A 13,087-nucleotide genomic window follows, 5' to 3' on the forward strand; every position below is an offset into this window, starting at 1 on the left:
CCAGCGTCGTCCCGCTAGCATCTTCAGGTGCCCCGAAAGCAGACCCCCGGCCGCTTCCGACACGGTCGGGCAGGCAACCATGCGCCCGCGCCCACGCGCCGGCGCCGCTGGCCGTGGGTGCTCCTGGGGGTGTCGGTGGTGATACTCGCTCCTGTTGCTATCGTCGGCGGCATCTTCGCGTCGCAGGCGCTCGAAGTGCGCGACAACCTCATGCTGGCCAAGAGCAAGCTCGCCTCGATCGTCGACCTCGTGCAGGAGGGCGACCAGGAGGGGATCAAAGCCGCTGGCGCCGATGTCAGCCGGCTGACTGCCGAAGCTGCGACGATCGTCGAAGAGCCGCTGTGGGACGCCGCGATCGACATTCCCGTTGTGGGTGCGAATGTAGAGGCGGTACGGGCGGCGACGCACGCGACCGACACCCTGGTGGTCGAGGCGATGCCGCCTGCGCTGCAGCTGCTCGCGACGATCCAGATCGATGAGCTGAAGGTCGAGGGCGGCGGCCTCAACCTCGAGCCGTTCACCGGCGCCGCCGCCATCGTCCCCACAGTGCGCACCGCGCTCGCCGACGCCCAGGCCCAGGTGGCCCACGTCGACCGCAAGGAGCTGCTTCCGGTCGTCGACGACGCGGTCGGTCAGCTTCTCGACGTCTTGGATCAGGCCGGTCCCGCCCTCGACATGGTCGAGAAGTACGTGCCGACACTGCTCGCGCTGGCGGGCGCGAACGAACCGCGCACCTACGTGGTGCTCTTCCAGAACAACGCCGAGATCCGTGCTACCGGTGGCAACGCCGCGAACGGAACCATCGTCACTGTCGATGCCGGCAAGATCGAGATGCGCAAGGACGAGGCGACCGACGCCTTCCACAATGCGGGGTATGACGGTCTGCTCCAGTACGAGATGCCCGAGTCGACGCTCTCGATGTACGAGTGGGAGTTCGACGCGTACTCGCAGAACTTCACGAGAACCCCCGACTTCCCGACGACGGCCGCCATGTACCGCTCGCTCTGGCAGACCACGAATGGCGGCGACATCGACGGGGTGGTCTCCATCGACCCGGTCGTACTCTCATACCTGATGATCGCAACCGGACCGATCGCCTTGGAGGACGGCACAGAACTCACGTCCGAGAACGTCGTGCAGGTGCTCCTCAGCGACACGTACGAGCGCTTCGGCTCGGACGGGGATGCGGCCGACGAGTACTTCGGCGATGTCGCGGGCAAGGTGTTCGACACCGTCGCGGCGGGCGACTGGGACCCGAAGGAGATGCTCGTCCAGCTGCAGAAGTCGATGCTCGACGACCGCGTGTACATGTGGTTCCCCCGCGAGGCCGAGCAGGAACTCGCTCAGGAGCTCGTGGTCGACGGCGCACTCGCCACCGACAACGTCGAAGAGACCCAGGTGGGCGTGTGGCTGAACAACGCCTCGTACAGCAAGCTCGAGTACTACCTCAGCACCAAGATGGACATCTCGTGCGACCCTGCGGCGCGCACCGTGACGTCTACGATCACCATGACCAACTCGGTTCCTACGGGCGATCTCAGCCAGTACACGCTGGCATGGCGCAATCCGAGCCTCGGTCTGCCGCGCACGACGATGATCCTGGACGTGCTGTCGTATGCAGTGCCCGGAGGAACCCTGAGTTCGACCCCCGAGTACGGCGACTTCGCGGACTGGACCCGAACAGGATCGGAGGCCGGCCGAGACGGTCGCAGCGTCACCATGCTGCTCGGCATGGGTGAAACGAAGTCGGTGTCGTTCACGAGCACGCTCCCCGAGGGCGAACTGGGCCCGCTGGCTGTGCGCTACTCGCCGACGGTGACGAAGACGCCGGTGACGATCGCGGACTCGTGCGACTCGCTGTTCCCGCCCGCGGAGCCCTCTCTGCTCGAATCACTGCCGATTCCCGCAACCACCGCGACGCCGACGCCGACGCCGACCCCTTGACCGCCGGCGCGCCGACCCCGCAGAGCCGATGACCATGTCCCGCCTGCCCTCCACCAGCGGTCCCCGTCGGACGATCGTCGCGGCGCTGGCTCTGGGGTATGGGGCGTTCCTCGCGTTCGTTGTCTTCTGGCCGAGCCCCATCGATCAGCCCGTCGAGGGACTTTTGGATCGTGCGATCTCCGAACTGCACGAGCGCGGCGTGCCGCAGTTCGTGGACTATGCGTTCATCGAATCATTCGCGAACATCCTCCTCTTCGTGCCCGTCGGCTTTCTCTTGGGCATGATGGTGTCCCTGCGTTGGTGGCCGGTTGCCCTCCTTCTCGGGCCGGCTCTGTCGGCAGGCATCGAGGTCGCGCAGCGGGAGCTGCTCGAAGCGCGGTACGCGACGATCGAAGATGTGGTCGCCAACTCGATCGGCGCGACGATCGGCGTGTTCCTCGCCGTGATCATTCGTGCGGTGGTCAAGGCCCGCGATCAGAAGGTGATCGAACGTCACGAGGCGATCAAGCGTTCGGTTGCCGCAGTCTGAGTGCAATCGGCATCGGTTGACGAACTCAGTCGCCGCGCCTTGAATGGTCGCGTACGCCCGAGCGGGCACCGAAGGAGTGGGATATGGGTATCGACGACCTGGTGAACCAAGGCAAGGACTTCCTCGAGCAGAACAAGGACAAGATCGACGACGTTCTCAAGTCCGACCGGGCGGAGGACGTGAGCGACAAGGCACTCGACGCGGCGGCCGACTTCGTCAAGAAGGTCGCTCCTGACAGCATCGACCAGCACGTGGACGGCGTGCGCGACAACATCGACAAGTCGGTCGGCAACGAGTAGCACGACTGCCTGTACAGGCGATGAAGCGGCTCGGATGCCCCGGGCCGCTTCTTCGTGCGCGGGGGCACCGCGACCTCGCCGGCGCCCTTAGTCTTCGGCGGAGCATCCCTCCCCCCTGAGAACCTGCCGAGCATACTCGCCGCGCGACACGCCCGAGTTTGCGACACGCCCGGGCGGCACGTAGACTAGTGAGGTTCCACATTCCGGTGCGCCTTTCGGCGCGCGCAGGATCACTGCCAGGGCAGTGCATAGGCGGCGCGAGAGCGCAGGGTCCTAGGCCGCGGGCAGCAGAACCACCACATCTCAAACCTCCTTCAGCTCGAGAGCGCTGCTCTCGTGCGCGGGCAGGTGGCGGATGCCGGGAGCGGCGCTTCGGCGCGGCATCCGGATTGACATCAGAACAGCGGTGCAGCAACGCACTGCGCAAGCGGTGCAGAAGTGCCATGGCGCGTGAGCGCCACCGTGCGTCCAATGCCTCCGGGGAGCCCGGAACGGTAAGACGCGAGAAAGAGAGTGAGCAGACAATGGCGGGACAGAAGATCCGCATTCGCCTGAAGTCGTACGACCACGCCGGCCTCGACAGCTCGGCGCGCAAGATCGTCGACACCGTGACCCGTGCGGGCGCGACCGTCGTGGGCCCCGTGCCCCTTCCGACCGAGAAGAACGTCGTGTGCGTCATCCGGTCGCCCCACAAGTACAAGGACAGCCGCGAGCACTTCGAGATGCGCACCCACAAGCGTCTGATCGACATCATCGATCCGACGCCCAAGGCCGTCGACTCGCTGATGCGCCTTGACCTGCCGGCCGACGTCAACATCGAGATCAAGCTCTGAGGTTCGACATGGCTGACATCAACAACAAGATTTCCAAGGGCCTGCTCGGCACCAAGCTCGGCATGACCCAGGTATGGGATGAGAACGGCAAGCTCGTTCCCGTCACCGTCATCGAGGTCGCTCCGAACGTGGTCACCCAGGTTCGCACGCCCGAGAAGGACGGCTACAAGGCCGTCCAGATCGCGTACGGCCAGATCGACCCCCGCAAGGTCAACAAGCCCCTCACGGCCCACTTCGAGGCCGCCGGCGTGACCCCCCGCCGCCACCTCACCGAGATCCGCACCGCGGACGCTGCTGACTACTCACTCGGTCAGGAGCTCACGGTGGACGGCGTCTTCGAGGCCGGCCAGCTGATCGACGTCGTCGGCACCAGCAAGGGCAAGGGCACCGCGGGTGTCATGAAGCGCCACAACTTCAAGGGTGTCTCCGCCTCGCACGGTGCGCACCGCAACCACCGCAAGCCCGGTTCGATCGGCGCATCGTCGACCCCGAGCCGCGTCTTCAAGGGCATGCGCATGGCCGGCCGTATGGGTGGCGAGCGCGTGACCGTCCTCAACCTCAAGGTGCACGCCATCGACGCCGAGAAGGGTCTGCTGCTCGTCAAGGGCGCCGTCCCCGGCGCGCGTGGCCGCATCGTCTACGTCCGCAACGCAGTGAAGGGTGCCTGAGCACATGGCTGACTCGACTCTCGCGCTCGACGTCCACAAGGCCGACGGCAAGAAGGCCGGCTCTGTCGAGCTGCCCGCCGCGCTCTTCGACGTCAAGACGAACATTCCTCTGATCCACCAGGTCGTCGTCGCGCAGCGCGCGGCGGCTCGCCAGGGCACCCACTCGACCAAGCGTCGCGGTGAGGTCTCGGGCGCCGGCCGCAAGCCCTTCAAGCAGAAGGGCACGGGTAACGCCCGTCAGGGCTCGATCCGCGCGCCGCACATGACCGGCGGTGGCATCGTCCACGGCCCGAAGCCGCGCGACTACGCGCAGCGCACGCCCAAGAAGATGATCGCGGCCGCCCTGCTGGGCGCGCTCAGCGACCGTGCTCGCGGCGACCGCCTGCACATCGTCGACTCGTTCGGCATCGAGGGCGCCCCGTCGACCAAGGCTGCCGCGGCGGTCCTCACGGCCCTCGCCCCCACCAAGAACGTGCTGGTCGTCATCACGCGTGACGACGAGCTCAGCATCCTGAGCGTGCGCAACCTCGCGTACGTCCACGTGCTGTACGCCGACCAGCTGAACGCCTACGACGTGCTCGTCTCCGACGACATCGTCTTCACCAAGGCCGCCTACGACGCGTTCGTCGCGTCGAAGACCGGCGCCACCGAGGAGGTCTCGGCATGACCGCCGTGAACAAGGACCCGCGCGACATCATCCTGAAGCCGGTTGTCTCCGAGAAGAGCTACGGGCTCATCGACGAGGGCAAGTACACGTTCCTCGTGGACCCCCGTGCCACGAAGACCGAGATCAAGCTCGCGATCGAGAAGATCTTCGGCGTCAAGGTGGCTGCGGTCAACACGATCAACCGCGTCGGCAAGGCCCGCCGCACCCGCTTCGGCACCGGCAAGCGCAAGGACACCAAGCGCGCCATCGTGACCCTGAAGTCGGGCACCATCGACATCTTCACGGCAGTCGGCTGACGGTCGGGATAGAGGACTAGAAATATGGCTATTCGCAAGTACAAGCCCACGACCCCGGGTCGCCGCGGCTCGTCGGTGGCCGACTTCGCCGAGATCACCCGATCGACGCCTGAGAAGTCGCTCCTCCGCCCGCTCGCCAAGACCGGTGGCCGCAACAACCAGGGTCGCATCACCACACGCCACATCGGCGGTGGCCACAAGCGTCAGTACCGCGTCATCGACTTCCGTCGCAATGACAAGGACGGCATCGACGCCAAGGTCGCTCACATCGAGTACGACCCCAACCGCACGGCGCGCATCGCGCTCCTTCACTACGCGGACGGCGAGAAGCGCTACATCATCGCGCCGAACAAGCTGTCGCAGGGCGACATCGTCGAGTCGGGTCCCTCGGCCGACATCAAGCCCGGCAACAACCTGCCGCTGAAGAACATCCCCACCGGTACCGTGATCCACGCGATCGAGCTCCGTCCCGGCGGCGGCGCCAAGCTGGCCCGCTCGGCGGGCGTCTCGGTGCGTCTCGTCGCGAAGGACGGCCCGTACGCCCAGCTGCGTCTCCCCTCGGGTGAGATCCGCAACGTGGATGCCCGCTGCCGCGCGACCATCGGCGAGGTCGGCAACGCCGAGCAGTCGAACATCAACTGGGGCAAGGCCGGTCGCAACCGCTGGAAGGGCATCCGCCCGACCGTCCGCGGTGTCGCGATGAACCCCGTCGACCACCCGCACGGTGGTGGCGAGGGCAAGACCTCCGGTGGTCGTCACCCTGTTTCGCCGTGGGGCCAGGCCGAAGGCCGCACCCGCCACGCGAACAAGGAAAGCGACAAGTACATCGTTCGCCGTCGCAACGCCGGCAAGAAGCGCAAGTAGGAGTAGAGGAAGATGCCACGCAGTCTCAAGAAGGGCCCCTTCGTCGACGAGCACCTGCTCCGCAAGGTCGTCGTACAGAACGAAGCCGGCTCCAAGAACGTCATCAAGACCTGGTCGCGCCGCTCGATGATCGTCCCGGCCATGCTGGGCCACACGATCGCCGTGCACGACGGTCGCAAGCACATCCCCGTGTTCGTGACCGAGACCATGGTCGGCCACAAGCTGGGCGAGTTCGCGCCCACCCGCACCTTCCGCGGCCACGTGAAGGACGACAAGAAGGGCCGTCGCCGCTGAGGCGGGGACGAAAGAGGAGAGAGAAATGGTGGAGTCCATCGCACGTGTGCGACACATCCGCGTGACCCCTCAGAAGGCTCGTCGTGTCGTCGCCCTCATCAAGGGCAAGCAGGCTGAGGAGGCCCTGGCCATCCTCAAGTTCGCGCCGCAGAGCGCGAGCGAGCCGATCTACAAGCTCGTCGCCTCGGCGATCGCGAACGCTCGCGTGAAGGCCGACAAGGATGGCGAGTTCCTGGACGAGCAGGACCTGTACGTGGCCAACGCGTACGTCGACGAGGGCACGACGCTCAAGCGTTTCCAGCCCCGTGCCCAGGGTCGTGCGTTCCAGATCAAGAAGCGCACGAGCCACATCACGGTCGTGCTCTCGACGCCCGAGGTCGCTGAGGCGGCCCCGGCTGCCAAGACGAAGAAGGCGAGCAAGTAATGGGCCAGAAGGTCAACCCGTACGGCTTCCGCCTCGGCATCACCACGGACCACGTGTCGCGTTGGTTCTCGGACTCGACGAAGCCCGGACAGCGCTACGCCGACTACGTGGCCGAGGACATCAAGATCCGTCGTCTGCTCACGACGTCGCTCGACCGCGCCGGCGTCAGCAACATCGAGATCGAGCGCACGCGTGACCGCGTCCGCGTCGACATCCACACCGCCCGCCCGGGCATCGTGATCGGCCGCCGCGGCGCCGAGGCCGAGCGCATCCGCGCCGACCTCGAGAAGCTCACCGGCAAGCAGATCCAGCTGAACATCCTCGAGGTCAAGAACCCCGAGGCCGACGCTCAGCTCGTCGCACAGGGCATCGCCGAGCAGCTCAGTGCCCGCGTGGCCTTCCGCCGCGCCATGCGCAAGGGTCTGCAGGGTGCTCAGCGCGCCGGCGCCAAGGGCGTCCGCATCCAGGTCTCCGGCCGCCTCGGCGGCGCCGAGATGAGCCGTTCGGAGTTCTACCGCGAGGGTCGTGTGCCGCTGCACACGCTGCGCGCGAACATCGACTACGGCTTCTACGAGGCCAAGACCACCTTCGGCCGCATCGGCGTGAAGGTCTGGATCTACAAGGGCGACCTGACCAACAAGGAGCTCGCTCGCGAGCAGGCCAACGCGCCCAAGTCGGACCGTCGTCGTGACGACCGCCCGCGTCGTGGCCCGCGCAACGAGGCCCCCGTCGCAGAAGGAGCATCGGCGTAATGCTTATCCCCCGCAAGGTCAAGTACCGCAAGCAGCACCACCCCAAGCGCGATGGCCAGGCCACCGGCGGCACGAAGGTCTCCTTCGGCGAGTTCGGCATCCAGGCCCTCACGCCCGCGTACGTGACGAACCGTCAGATCGAGTCCGCTCGTATCGCGATGACCCGTCACATCAAGCGTGGCGGCAAGGTGTGGATCAACATCTACCCCGACCGTCCGCTCACCAAGAAGCCGGCCGAGACCCGCATGGGTTCCGGTAAGGGTTCGCCCGAGTGGTGGGTCGCAAACGTCAAGCCGGGTCGCGTCCTCTTCGAGGTCGCCGGCGTCAACGAGGAACTCGCTCGTGAGGCCCTGACCCGTGCCATCCACAAGCTGCCTCTCAAGGCACGCATCATCAAGCGCGAGGAGGGCGACGCGTAATGGCGATCGGCACCAAGACGCTCGCTCCCAGCGAGCTCGACACGTTCGAAGACCAGCGCCTCGTCGAGGAGCTGCGCAAGGCCAAGGAAGAGCTGTTCAACCTGCGCTTCCAGTCGGCCACCGGCCAGCTCGAGAGCCACGGCCGCATCCGTGCGGTCAAGCGCGACATCGCGCGGCTCTACACGGTGATCCGTGAGCGCGAGCTCGGCATCCGTGCCACGCCCGCGCCGCTGGAGACCGCGACGAAGGCGAAGAAGACGAAGGCCAAGAAGGCGGATGCCGCTGACGAGGCCGTGAAGGAAGAGGCCGAGTAATGGCTGAGACCACCGAGAAGAAGGCCCCCGCGAAGAAGGCCACGGCTGCCAAGGCCGAGGTCGTCGAGCAGGTCGCCGGCCACGAGTCCGCCGAGCACGATGTGCGCGACGCCGACGCCCGTGGCTACCGCAAGTCGCGTCGTGGCTACGTCGTGAGCGACAAGATGGACAAGACGATCGTCGTCGAGGTCGAGGACCGCGTGAAGCACCCCCTCTACGGCAAGGTCATCCGTCGGACCTCCAAGGTCAAGGCTCACGACGAGGGCAACACCGCCGGCATCGGCGACCTCGTCCTCATCAACGAGACCCGTCCGCTCAGCGCCACCAAGCGCTGGCGCCTGGTCGAGATCCTCGAGAAGGCCAAGTAAGCCTCGGGCTTGCTTGGTACCCAAGGAGTAAGAAGTGATTCAGCAGGAATCCCGCCTCAAGGTCGCCGACAACACCGGCGCCAAGGAGCTGCTCACGATCCGCGTGCTCGGTGGCTCGCACCGCCGGTACGCCGGTCTGGGCGACACCATCGTGGCCACGGTCAAGGATGCGATCCCCGGCGGCAACGTCAAGAAGGGCGACGTGGTCAAGGCCGTCATCGTCCGCACCAAGAAGGAGACCCGTCGTCCCGACGGCTCGTACATCAAGTTCGACGAGAACGCCGCCGTGATCCTGAAGAACGACGGGGAGCCCCGCGGCACCCGCATCTTCGGACCGGTCGGTCGTGAGCTTCGCGACAAGAAGTTCATGAAGATCGTCTCGCTCGCACCGGAGGTGATCTGACCCTCATGGCCAAGATCAAGAAGGGCGACCTGGTTCAGGTCCTCACTGGCAAGAAGCAGGCCAACGGCGGAGACCGCGGCAAGCAGGGCAAGGTCCTCGAGGTCCTCGTCGAGCAGAACCGCGTCATCGTCGAGGGCGTGAACTACGTCACCAAGCACACCCGCGTCGGCCAGACCCAGCGCGGCACCAAGACGGGCGGTCTCGAGACGTTCGAGGCTCCCATCCACATCTCCAACGTCGCCCTCGTCGACCCCTCGACCAAGAAGCCGACCCGCGTCGGCCACCGCGTCGAGGAGCAGACGAAGGACGGCGTGAAGCGCACCGTCCGCGTGCGCTACGCCAAGAAGTCAGGCAAGGACCTCTGAACATGAGCACCGCCACTGCCGCGGAGGCTGGCAAGATCCAGCCCCGCCTGAAGCAGAAGTACAACACCGAGATCAAGAAGCAGCTGCAGGACGAGTTCGGCTACGCCAACGTCATGCAGATCCCTGGTCTGGTCAAGGTCGTCGTGAACACCGGTGTCGGCGAGGCAGCTCGCGACAGCAAGGTGATCGATGGTGCGGTCGAGGACCTCACCAAGATCACCGGTCAGAAGCCCGTCGTCACCAAGGCCCGCAAGTCCATCGCGCAGTTCAAGCTGCGCGAGGGCCAGGCCATCGGCGCGCACGTCACCCTCCGCGGCGACCGTGCGTGGGAGTTCGTGGACCGCCTCGTGAACCTCGCGCTGCCCCGCATCCGCGACTTCCGCGGTCTGTCGGCCAAGCAGTTCGACGGTCACGGCAACTACACCTTCGGTCTCCAGGAGCAGTCCGTGTTCCACGAGATCGACCAGGACAAGATCGATCGCGTTCGCGGGTTCGACATCACGGTCGTGACGTCGGCGAAGACGGATGCCGAGGGCCGTGCGCTCCTGCGTCACCTCGGCTTCCCGTTCCGCGGCGAGGACGCTCAGGCCTGAACGGCCGACTCCCCGGGAGCCCACCGGCTCCCGGGGAACTCATAGAAGGTCGGCTGTCGTGTAACGGCTGTCGAAACCTCTTGAACGAAGGAAACAAGAAATGACAATGACAGACCCGGTCGCAGACATGCTGACCCGTCTGCGCAACGCGAACTCGGCGCACCACGACACCGTGTCGCTGCCGAGCTCCAAGCTCAAGACCCACATCGCCGACATCCTCAAGCAGGAGGGCTACATCGCGGGCTGGGAGGTCTCCGATGCACGCGTCGGCCAGACCCTCACGCTGACGCTCAAGTACGGCCCGAACCGCGAGCGGTCGATCGCCGGCATCAAGCGCGTCTCCAAGCCCGGTCTGCGCGTCTACGCACGCTCGACCGAGATCCCCACGGTCCTCGGTGGCCTCGGCGTCGCCATCCTCTCCACTTCCTCTGGCCTCCTCACGGACCGCCAGGCTCAGCAGAAGGGCGTGGGTGGGGAAGTCCTCGCCTACGTGTGGTGATCTGACATGTCGCGTATCGGACGTCTCCCGATCGACATCCCCACCGGTGTGACCATCACGGTCGACGGTCAGGATGTCGCGGTCAAGGGCCCCAAGGGCGAGCTCACGCTCTCCGTGGCACGCCCCATCGAGGTCAAGGTCGAAGAGGGCCAGGTCGTCGTGACCCGTCCCGACGACGAGCGCGAGTCGCGCTCGCTGCACGGCCTGACCCGCACGCTCATCAACAACAACATCATCGGTGTCACCCAGGGCTACACCAAGGGCCTCGAGGTCGTCGGCACGGGTTACCGCGTGGCGCAGAAGGGCAGCTCGGTCGAGTTCGCCCTCGGCTTCTCGCACCCCGTCCTGGTCGACCCGCCCGCGGGCATCACCTTCACGGTCGAGGGCAACAACAAGCTCACCGTGAGCGGCATCGACAAGCAGGCCGTCGGCGAGGCGGCTGCCAACATCCGCAAGATCCGCAAGCCCGAGCCGTACAAGGGCAAGGGTGTGCGCTACGCCGGCGAGGTCGTGCGGCGCAAGGCCGGAAAGGCTGGTAAGTAACCATGGCTGTGAAGTCGAAGACCGACGCACGTTCGCGTCGTCACGCCCGCCTTCGCAAGAAGGTCGTCGGCACCGAGCTGCGTCCGCGCCTCGTCGTCACGCGTTCGGCCCGCCACGTCTTCGTGCAGGTCGTGGACGACAGCAAGGGCCACACCGTGGCCTCGGCCTCGACCCTCGAGACCGACCTGCGCACGTTCGACGGTGACAAGACTGCCAAGGCCCGCAAGGTCGGCGAGCTCGTCGCCGAGCGTGCGAAGGCCGCCGGCGTCTCGGACGTCGTGTTCGACCGCGGTGGCAACCGCTACGCGGGCCGTGTCGCGGCGATCGCCGACGGCGCTCGCGAAGGAGGTCTGAACCTGTGAGCGAAACAACCAACAACCCGGAGAACGAAGTGACCGAGCAGGCTGCTGCCGCCACGACCACCGAGGCGCCCGCCGAGCGTGAGCGCGAGCCCCGCCGCGGCGGTCGCGAGCGCAACGCCAACCAGCGTGACCGCGGTTCGCGCGATGCCGACAAGAGCCAGTTCCTGGAGCGCGTCGTCACGATCAACCGCGTGTCGAAGGTCGTCAAGGGCGGTCGTCGCTTCAGCTTCACCGCGCTCGTGGTCGTCGGTGACGGCAACGGCGTCGTGGGCGTCGGCTACGGCAAGGCCCGCGAGGTGCCCCTGGCCATCTCGAAGGGTGTCGAAGAGGCCAAGCGCAACTTCTTCCGCGTGCCGCGCGCCGGCTCGACCATCCCGCACCCCGTGCAGGGTGAGGCCGCTGCCGGTGTGGTGCTCCTGCGCCCCGCCGGTGCCGGTACCGGTGTCATCGCCGGCGGTCCGGTCCGTGCCGTCCTCGAGTGCGCGGGCATCCACGATGTCCTCTCGAAGTCGCTCGGCTCGTCGAACACGATCAACATCGTCCACGCGACGGTGGAGGCCCTGAAGCAGCTCGAGGAGCCCCGTGCGGTCGCCGCGCGTCGTGGCCTCGAGTTCGACCAGGTGGCCCCCGCCCGTCTCGTCCGTGCCGAGGCCGAGGCCGCGGCTGCTGCGAAGGCAGGTGTCTGATGGCCGCGCGCCTGAAGGTGACCCAGGTCAAGTCCAAGGTGAGTGAGAAGCAGAACCAGCGTGACACGCTGCGTTCGCTCGGTCTCAAGCGGATCGGCGACTCGGTCGTCCGTCCCGACGACGCGCAGACGCGCGGCTACGTCAAGACCGTCGCTCACCTCGTGAAGGTTGAGGAGATCGACTAATGGCTGAGAAGGCCGAGAAGAACGACGCCGTCGAGGAGAAGGCTTCGAAGAAGCCCGCCGCCTCGAAGGCTGCTGCCGCGAAGGCTCCGGCGAAGAAGGCGACCGCCAAGGCCGCCGACAAGCCGGCCGCCGAGAAGAAGGCGCCCGCCAAGACCGCTGCCGCCAAGGCCGACAAGGCTGACGCTGCGCAGAAGGCCGAGAAGGCGCCCGCCGCCAAGAAGGCTGCTCCGAAGGCTGACGCCCCCGCGTCGCGCCCCGGCGTGCTGAAGGTGCACCACCTGCGTCCCGTCCCGGGCGCCCGCACCGCCAAGACCCGCGTGGGTCGTGGTGAGGGCTCGAAGGGCAAGACCGCCGGTCGTGGCACCAAGGGCACGAAGGCCCGCTACCAGGTCAAGATCGGCTTCGAGGGCGGCCAGATGCCGCTGCACATGCGCACCCCGAAGCTGCGCGGGTTCAAGAACCCGTTCCGTGTCGAGTACCAGGTCGTGAACCTGGAGAAGCTCGCCGAGCTGTACCCGTCCGGTGGCGACGTCACCGTCGGCGACCTGGTCGCCAAGGGCGCGGTTCGCAAGAACGAGAAGGTCAAGGTGCTCGGCACCGGCGACATCTCGGTGAAGCTCAACGTGTCGGTCGACAAGGTCTCGGGTTCCGCCGAGCAGAAGATCGTCGCTGCGGGCGGCACCGTCAAGTAGTACACGCAGTGGGGGTCGGAGCATTGCTCCGACCCCCACTGGGTTACCCTGGACGTCGGCGCGTCGCCGTGCGTGCCGGCATCCCCTC

General features: G+C 66.6%; 23 protein-coding genes. All 23 read left to right on the forward strand.

Translation table 11 applies throughout. The annotated features are described in order from the left end of the window. The first annotated feature begins 27 nt into the window (after nucleotides 1-27). The 23 genes from MK786_RS13350 to rplO all read left to right on the forward strand — a co-directional run bounded on the left by MK786_RS13350 (nucleotide 28) and on the right by rplO (nucleotide 12,999). A complete protein-coding gene (locus MK786_RS13350; protein ID WP_241112742.1) occupies nucleotides 28-1,944 on the forward strand; it encodes a DUF4012 domain-containing protein in 1,917 nt (638 codons plus the stop codon). Between the two features lie 34 nt (nucleotides 1,945-1,978). Next, the gene (locus MK786_RS13355) at nucleotides 1,979-2,473 is read left to right on the forward strand and encodes a VanZ family protein (RefSeq protein WP_241112743.1); all 495 of its coding nucleotides are present in this window, start codon (nucleotides 1,979-1,981) and stop codon (nucleotides 2,471-2,473) included. A gap of 83 nt (nucleotides 2,474-2,556) precedes the next feature. Then, a complete protein-coding gene (locus tag MK786_RS13360) occupies nucleotides 2,557-2,772 on the forward strand; it encodes an Rv0909 family putative TA system antitoxin (RefSeq protein WP_241112744.1) in 216 nt (71 codons plus the stop codon). 524 nt (nucleotides 2,773-3,296) lie between these two features. Further along, nucleotides 3,297-3,605 (forward strand): 30S ribosomal protein S10, encoded by a 309-nt coding sequence (gene rpsJ / locus MK786_RS13365; RefSeq protein WP_013584016.1) that lies wholly within the window; start codon nucleotides 3,297-3,299, stop codon nucleotides 3,603-3,605. 8 nt (nucleotides 3,606-3,613) lie between these two features. Next, nucleotides 3,614-4,273, forward strand: coding sequence for a 50S ribosomal protein L3 (gene rplC / locus MK786_RS13370; protein ID WP_191766100.1), 660 nt, complete (start codon nucleotides 3,614-3,616; stop codon nucleotides 4,271-4,273). A 4-nt stretch (nucleotides 4,274-4,277) separates the two neighbouring features. Continuing rightward, nucleotides 4,278-4,940: a 50S ribosomal protein L4 gene (gene rplD / locus MK786_RS13375; RefSeq protein WP_241112745.1), complete on the forward strand. Its 663-nt coding sequence runs from the start codon at nucleotides 4,278-4,280 to the stop codon at nucleotides 4,938-4,940. After that, on the forward strand, nucleotides 4,937-5,236 hold the full coding sequence (rplW, locus tag MK786_RS13380) for a 50S ribosomal protein L23 (RefSeq protein ID WP_056117679.1): 300 nt from the start codon (nucleotides 4,937-4,939) through the stop codon (nucleotides 5,234-5,236). Before rplD ends, rplW begins: the two co-directional genes overlap by 4 nt. A 24-nt stretch (nucleotides 5,237-5,260) precedes the next feature. Continuing rightward, nucleotides 5,261-6,100, forward strand: a complete 840-nt coding sequence (rplB, locus tag MK786_RS13385; RefSeq protein ID WP_241112746.1) for a 50S ribosomal protein L2 — start codon at nucleotides 5,261-5,263, stop codon at nucleotides 6,098-6,100. Nucleotides 6,101-6,112: 12 nt separating this feature from the next. Then, a complete protein-coding gene (gene rpsS / locus MK786_RS13390) occupies nucleotides 6,113-6,394 on the forward strand; it encodes a 30S ribosomal protein S19 (protein WP_019181724.1) in 282 nt (93 codons plus the stop codon). Between the two features lie 25 nt (nucleotides 6,395-6,419). Beyond that, entirely contained in the window at nucleotides 6,420-6,818 is a 399-nt protein-coding gene (gene rplV, locus MK786_RS13395; protein ID WP_191766097.1) for a 50S ribosomal protein L22, read from the forward strand. After that, nucleotides 6,818-7,570 (forward strand): 30S ribosomal protein S3, encoded by a 753-nt coding sequence (gene rpsC / locus MK786_RS13400; RefSeq protein WP_169580747.1) that lies wholly within the window; start codon nucleotides 6,818-6,820, stop codon nucleotides 7,568-7,570. The genes rplV and rpsC overlap by 1 nt, the downstream gene beginning before the upstream one ends. Continuing rightward, nucleotides 7,570-7,989 (forward strand): 50S ribosomal protein L16, encoded by a 420-nt coding sequence (rplP, locus tag MK786_RS13405; RefSeq protein ID WP_045275476.1) that lies wholly within the window; start codon nucleotides 7,570-7,572, stop codon nucleotides 7,987-7,989. The genes rpsC and rplP overlap by 1 nt, the downstream gene beginning before the upstream one ends. Continuing rightward, nucleotides 7,989-8,303: a 50S ribosomal protein L29 gene (rpmC, locus tag MK786_RS13410; protein ID WP_045275475.1), complete on the forward strand. Its 315-nt coding sequence runs from the start codon at nucleotides 7,989-7,991 to the stop codon at nucleotides 8,301-8,303. The genes rplP and rpmC overlap by 1 nt, the downstream gene beginning before the upstream one ends. Then, nucleotides 8,303-8,671, forward strand: coding sequence for a 30S ribosomal protein S17 (gene rpsQ / locus MK786_RS13415; RefSeq protein WP_241112747.1), 369 nt, complete (start codon nucleotides 8,303-8,305; stop codon nucleotides 8,669-8,671). The genes rpmC and rpsQ overlap by 1 nt, the downstream gene beginning before the upstream one ends. A 34-nt stretch (nucleotides 8,672-8,705) precedes the next feature. After that, nucleotides 8,706-9,074 carry a 50S ribosomal protein L14 gene (rplN, locus tag MK786_RS13420; RefSeq protein WP_191766096.1) on the forward strand — a complete coding sequence of 123 codons (369 nt, stop codon included), beginning with the start codon at nucleotides 8,706-8,708 and terminating at the stop codon, nucleotides 9,072-9,074. A gap of 5 nt (nucleotides 9,075-9,079) precedes the next feature. Then, nucleotides 9,080-9,439 carry a 50S ribosomal protein L24 gene (gene rplX / locus MK786_RS13425; RefSeq protein ID WP_191766095.1) on the forward strand — a complete coding sequence of 120 codons (360 nt, stop codon included), beginning with the start codon at nucleotides 9,080-9,082 and terminating at the stop codon, nucleotides 9,437-9,439. A 2-nt stretch (nucleotides 9,440-9,441) separates the two neighbouring features. After that, nucleotides 9,442-10,032, forward strand: coding sequence for a 50S ribosomal protein L5 (gene rplE, locus MK786_RS13430; RefSeq protein WP_241112748.1), 591 nt, complete (start codon nucleotides 9,442-9,444; stop codon nucleotides 10,030-10,032). Nucleotides 10,033-10,132: 100 nt separating this feature from the next. Beyond that, on the forward strand, nucleotides 10,133-10,531 hold the full coding sequence (gene rpsH / locus MK786_RS13435) for a 30S ribosomal protein S8 (protein WP_241112749.1): 399 nt from the start codon (nucleotides 10,133-10,135) through the stop codon (nucleotides 10,529-10,531). A 6-nt stretch (nucleotides 10,532-10,537) separates the two neighbouring features. Then, entirely contained in the window at nucleotides 10,538-11,074 is a 537-nt protein-coding gene (rplF, locus tag MK786_RS13440) for a 50S ribosomal protein L6 (RefSeq protein WP_241112750.1), read from the forward strand. 2 nt (nucleotides 11,075-11,076) lie between these two features. Continuing rightward, on the forward strand, nucleotides 11,077-11,436 hold the full coding sequence (gene rplR, locus MK786_RS13445; protein WP_241112751.1) for a 50S ribosomal protein L18: 360 nt from the start codon (nucleotides 11,077-11,079) through the stop codon (nucleotides 11,434-11,436). A 29-nt stretch (nucleotides 11,437-11,465) separates the two neighbouring features. Beyond that, on the forward strand, nucleotides 11,466-12,122 hold the full coding sequence (gene rpsE / locus MK786_RS13450; protein WP_308220046.1) for a 30S ribosomal protein S5: 657 nt from the start codon (nucleotides 11,466-11,468) through the stop codon (nucleotides 12,120-12,122). Beyond that, nucleotides 12,122-12,307, forward strand: coding sequence for a 50S ribosomal protein L30 (rpmD, locus tag MK786_RS13455; protein WP_023954062.1), 186 nt, complete (start codon nucleotides 12,122-12,124; stop codon nucleotides 12,305-12,307). Before rpsE ends, rpmD begins: the two co-directional genes overlap by 1 nt. After that, on the forward strand, nucleotides 12,307-12,999 hold the full coding sequence (rplO, locus tag MK786_RS13460; RefSeq protein WP_241112752.1) for a 50S ribosomal protein L15: 693 nt from the start codon (nucleotides 12,307-12,309) through the stop codon (nucleotides 12,997-12,999). Before rpmD ends, rplO begins: the two co-directional genes overlap by 1 nt. Nucleotides 13,000-13,087 lie beyond the last annotated feature (88 nt).

This window comes from Microbacterium sp. CFH 31415 (assembly GCF_022538185.1).
In the GTDB taxonomy this organism is placed as follows: domain Bacteria; phylum Actinomycetota; class Actinomycetes; order Actinomycetales; family Microbacteriaceae; genus Microbacterium.

What these genes read in the sequence shown, in the direction of transcription:
- MK786_RS13355 (WP_241112743.1), top strand. Translation starts at nt 1,979, where the DNA reads ATGTCCCGCCTGCCCTCCACCAGCGGTCCCCGTCGGACGATCGTCGCG.
- MK786_RS13360 (WP_241112744.1), top strand. Translation starts at nt 2,557, where the DNA reads ATGGGTATCGACGACCTGGTGAACCAAGGCAAGGACTTCCTCGAGCAG.
- rpsJ (WP_013584016.1), top strand. Translation starts at nt 3,297, where the DNA reads ATGGCGGGACAGAAGATCCGCATTCGCCTGAAGTCGTACGACCACGCC.
- rplC (WP_191766100.1), top strand. Translation starts at nt 3,614, where the DNA reads ATGGCTGACATCAACAACAAGATTTCCAAGGGCCTGCTCGGCACCAAG.
- rplD (WP_241112745.1), top strand. Translation starts at nt 4,278, where the DNA reads ATGGCTGACTCGACTCTCGCGCTCGACGTCCACAAGGCCGACGGCAAG.
- rplW (WP_056117679.1), top strand. Translation starts at nt 4,937, where the DNA reads ATGACCGCCGTGAACAAGGACCCGCGCGACATCATCCTGAAGCCGGTT.
- rplB (WP_241112746.1), top strand. Translation starts at nt 5,261, where the DNA reads ATGGCTATTCGCAAGTACAAGCCCACGACCCCGGGTCGCCGCGGCTCG.
- rpsS (WP_019181724.1), top strand. Translation starts at nt 6,113, where the DNA reads ATGCCACGCAGTCTCAAGAAGGGCCCCTTCGTCGACGAGCACCTGCTC.
- rplV (WP_191766097.1), top strand. Translation starts at nt 6,420, where the DNA reads ATGGTGGAGTCCATCGCACGTGTGCGACACATCCGCGTGACCCCTCAG.
- rpsC (WP_169580747.1), top strand. Translation starts at nt 6,818, where the DNA reads ATGGGCCAGAAGGTCAACCCGTACGGCTTCCGCCTCGGCATCACCACG.
- rplP (WP_045275476.1), top strand. Translation starts at nt 7,570, where the DNA reads ATGCTTATCCCCCGCAAGGTCAAGTACCGCAAGCAGCACCACCCCAAG.
- rpmC (WP_045275475.1), top strand. Translation starts at nt 7,989, where the DNA reads ATGGCGATCGGCACCAAGACGCTCGCTCCCAGCGAGCTCGACACGTTC.
- rpsQ (WP_241112747.1), top strand. Translation starts at nt 8,303, where the DNA reads ATGGCTGAGACCACCGAGAAGAAGGCCCCCGCGAAGAAGGCCACGGCT.
- rplX (WP_191766095.1), top strand. Translation starts at nt 9,080, where the DNA reads ATGGCCAAGATCAAGAAGGGCGACCTGGTTCAGGTCCTCACTGGCAAG.
- rplE (WP_241112748.1), top strand. Translation starts at nt 9,442, where the DNA reads ATGAGCACCGCCACTGCCGCGGAGGCTGGCAAGATCCAGCCCCGCCTG.
- rpsH (WP_241112749.1), top strand. Translation starts at nt 10,133, where the DNA reads ATGACAATGACAGACCCGGTCGCAGACATGCTGACCCGTCTGCGCAAC.
- rplF (WP_241112750.1), top strand. Translation starts at nt 10,538, where the DNA reads ATGTCGCGTATCGGACGTCTCCCGATCGACATCCCCACCGGTGTGACC.
- rplR (WP_241112751.1), top strand. Translation starts at nt 11,077, where the DNA reads ATGGCTGTGAAGTCGAAGACCGACGCACGTTCGCGTCGTCACGCCCGC.
- rpmD (WP_023954062.1), top strand. Translation starts at nt 12,122, where the DNA reads ATGGCCGCGCGCCTGAAGGTGACCCAGGTCAAGTCCAAGGTGAGTGAG.
- rplO (WP_241112752.1), top strand. Translation starts at nt 12,307, where the DNA reads ATGGCTGAGAAGGCCGAGAAGAACGACGCCGTCGAGGAGAAGGCTTCG.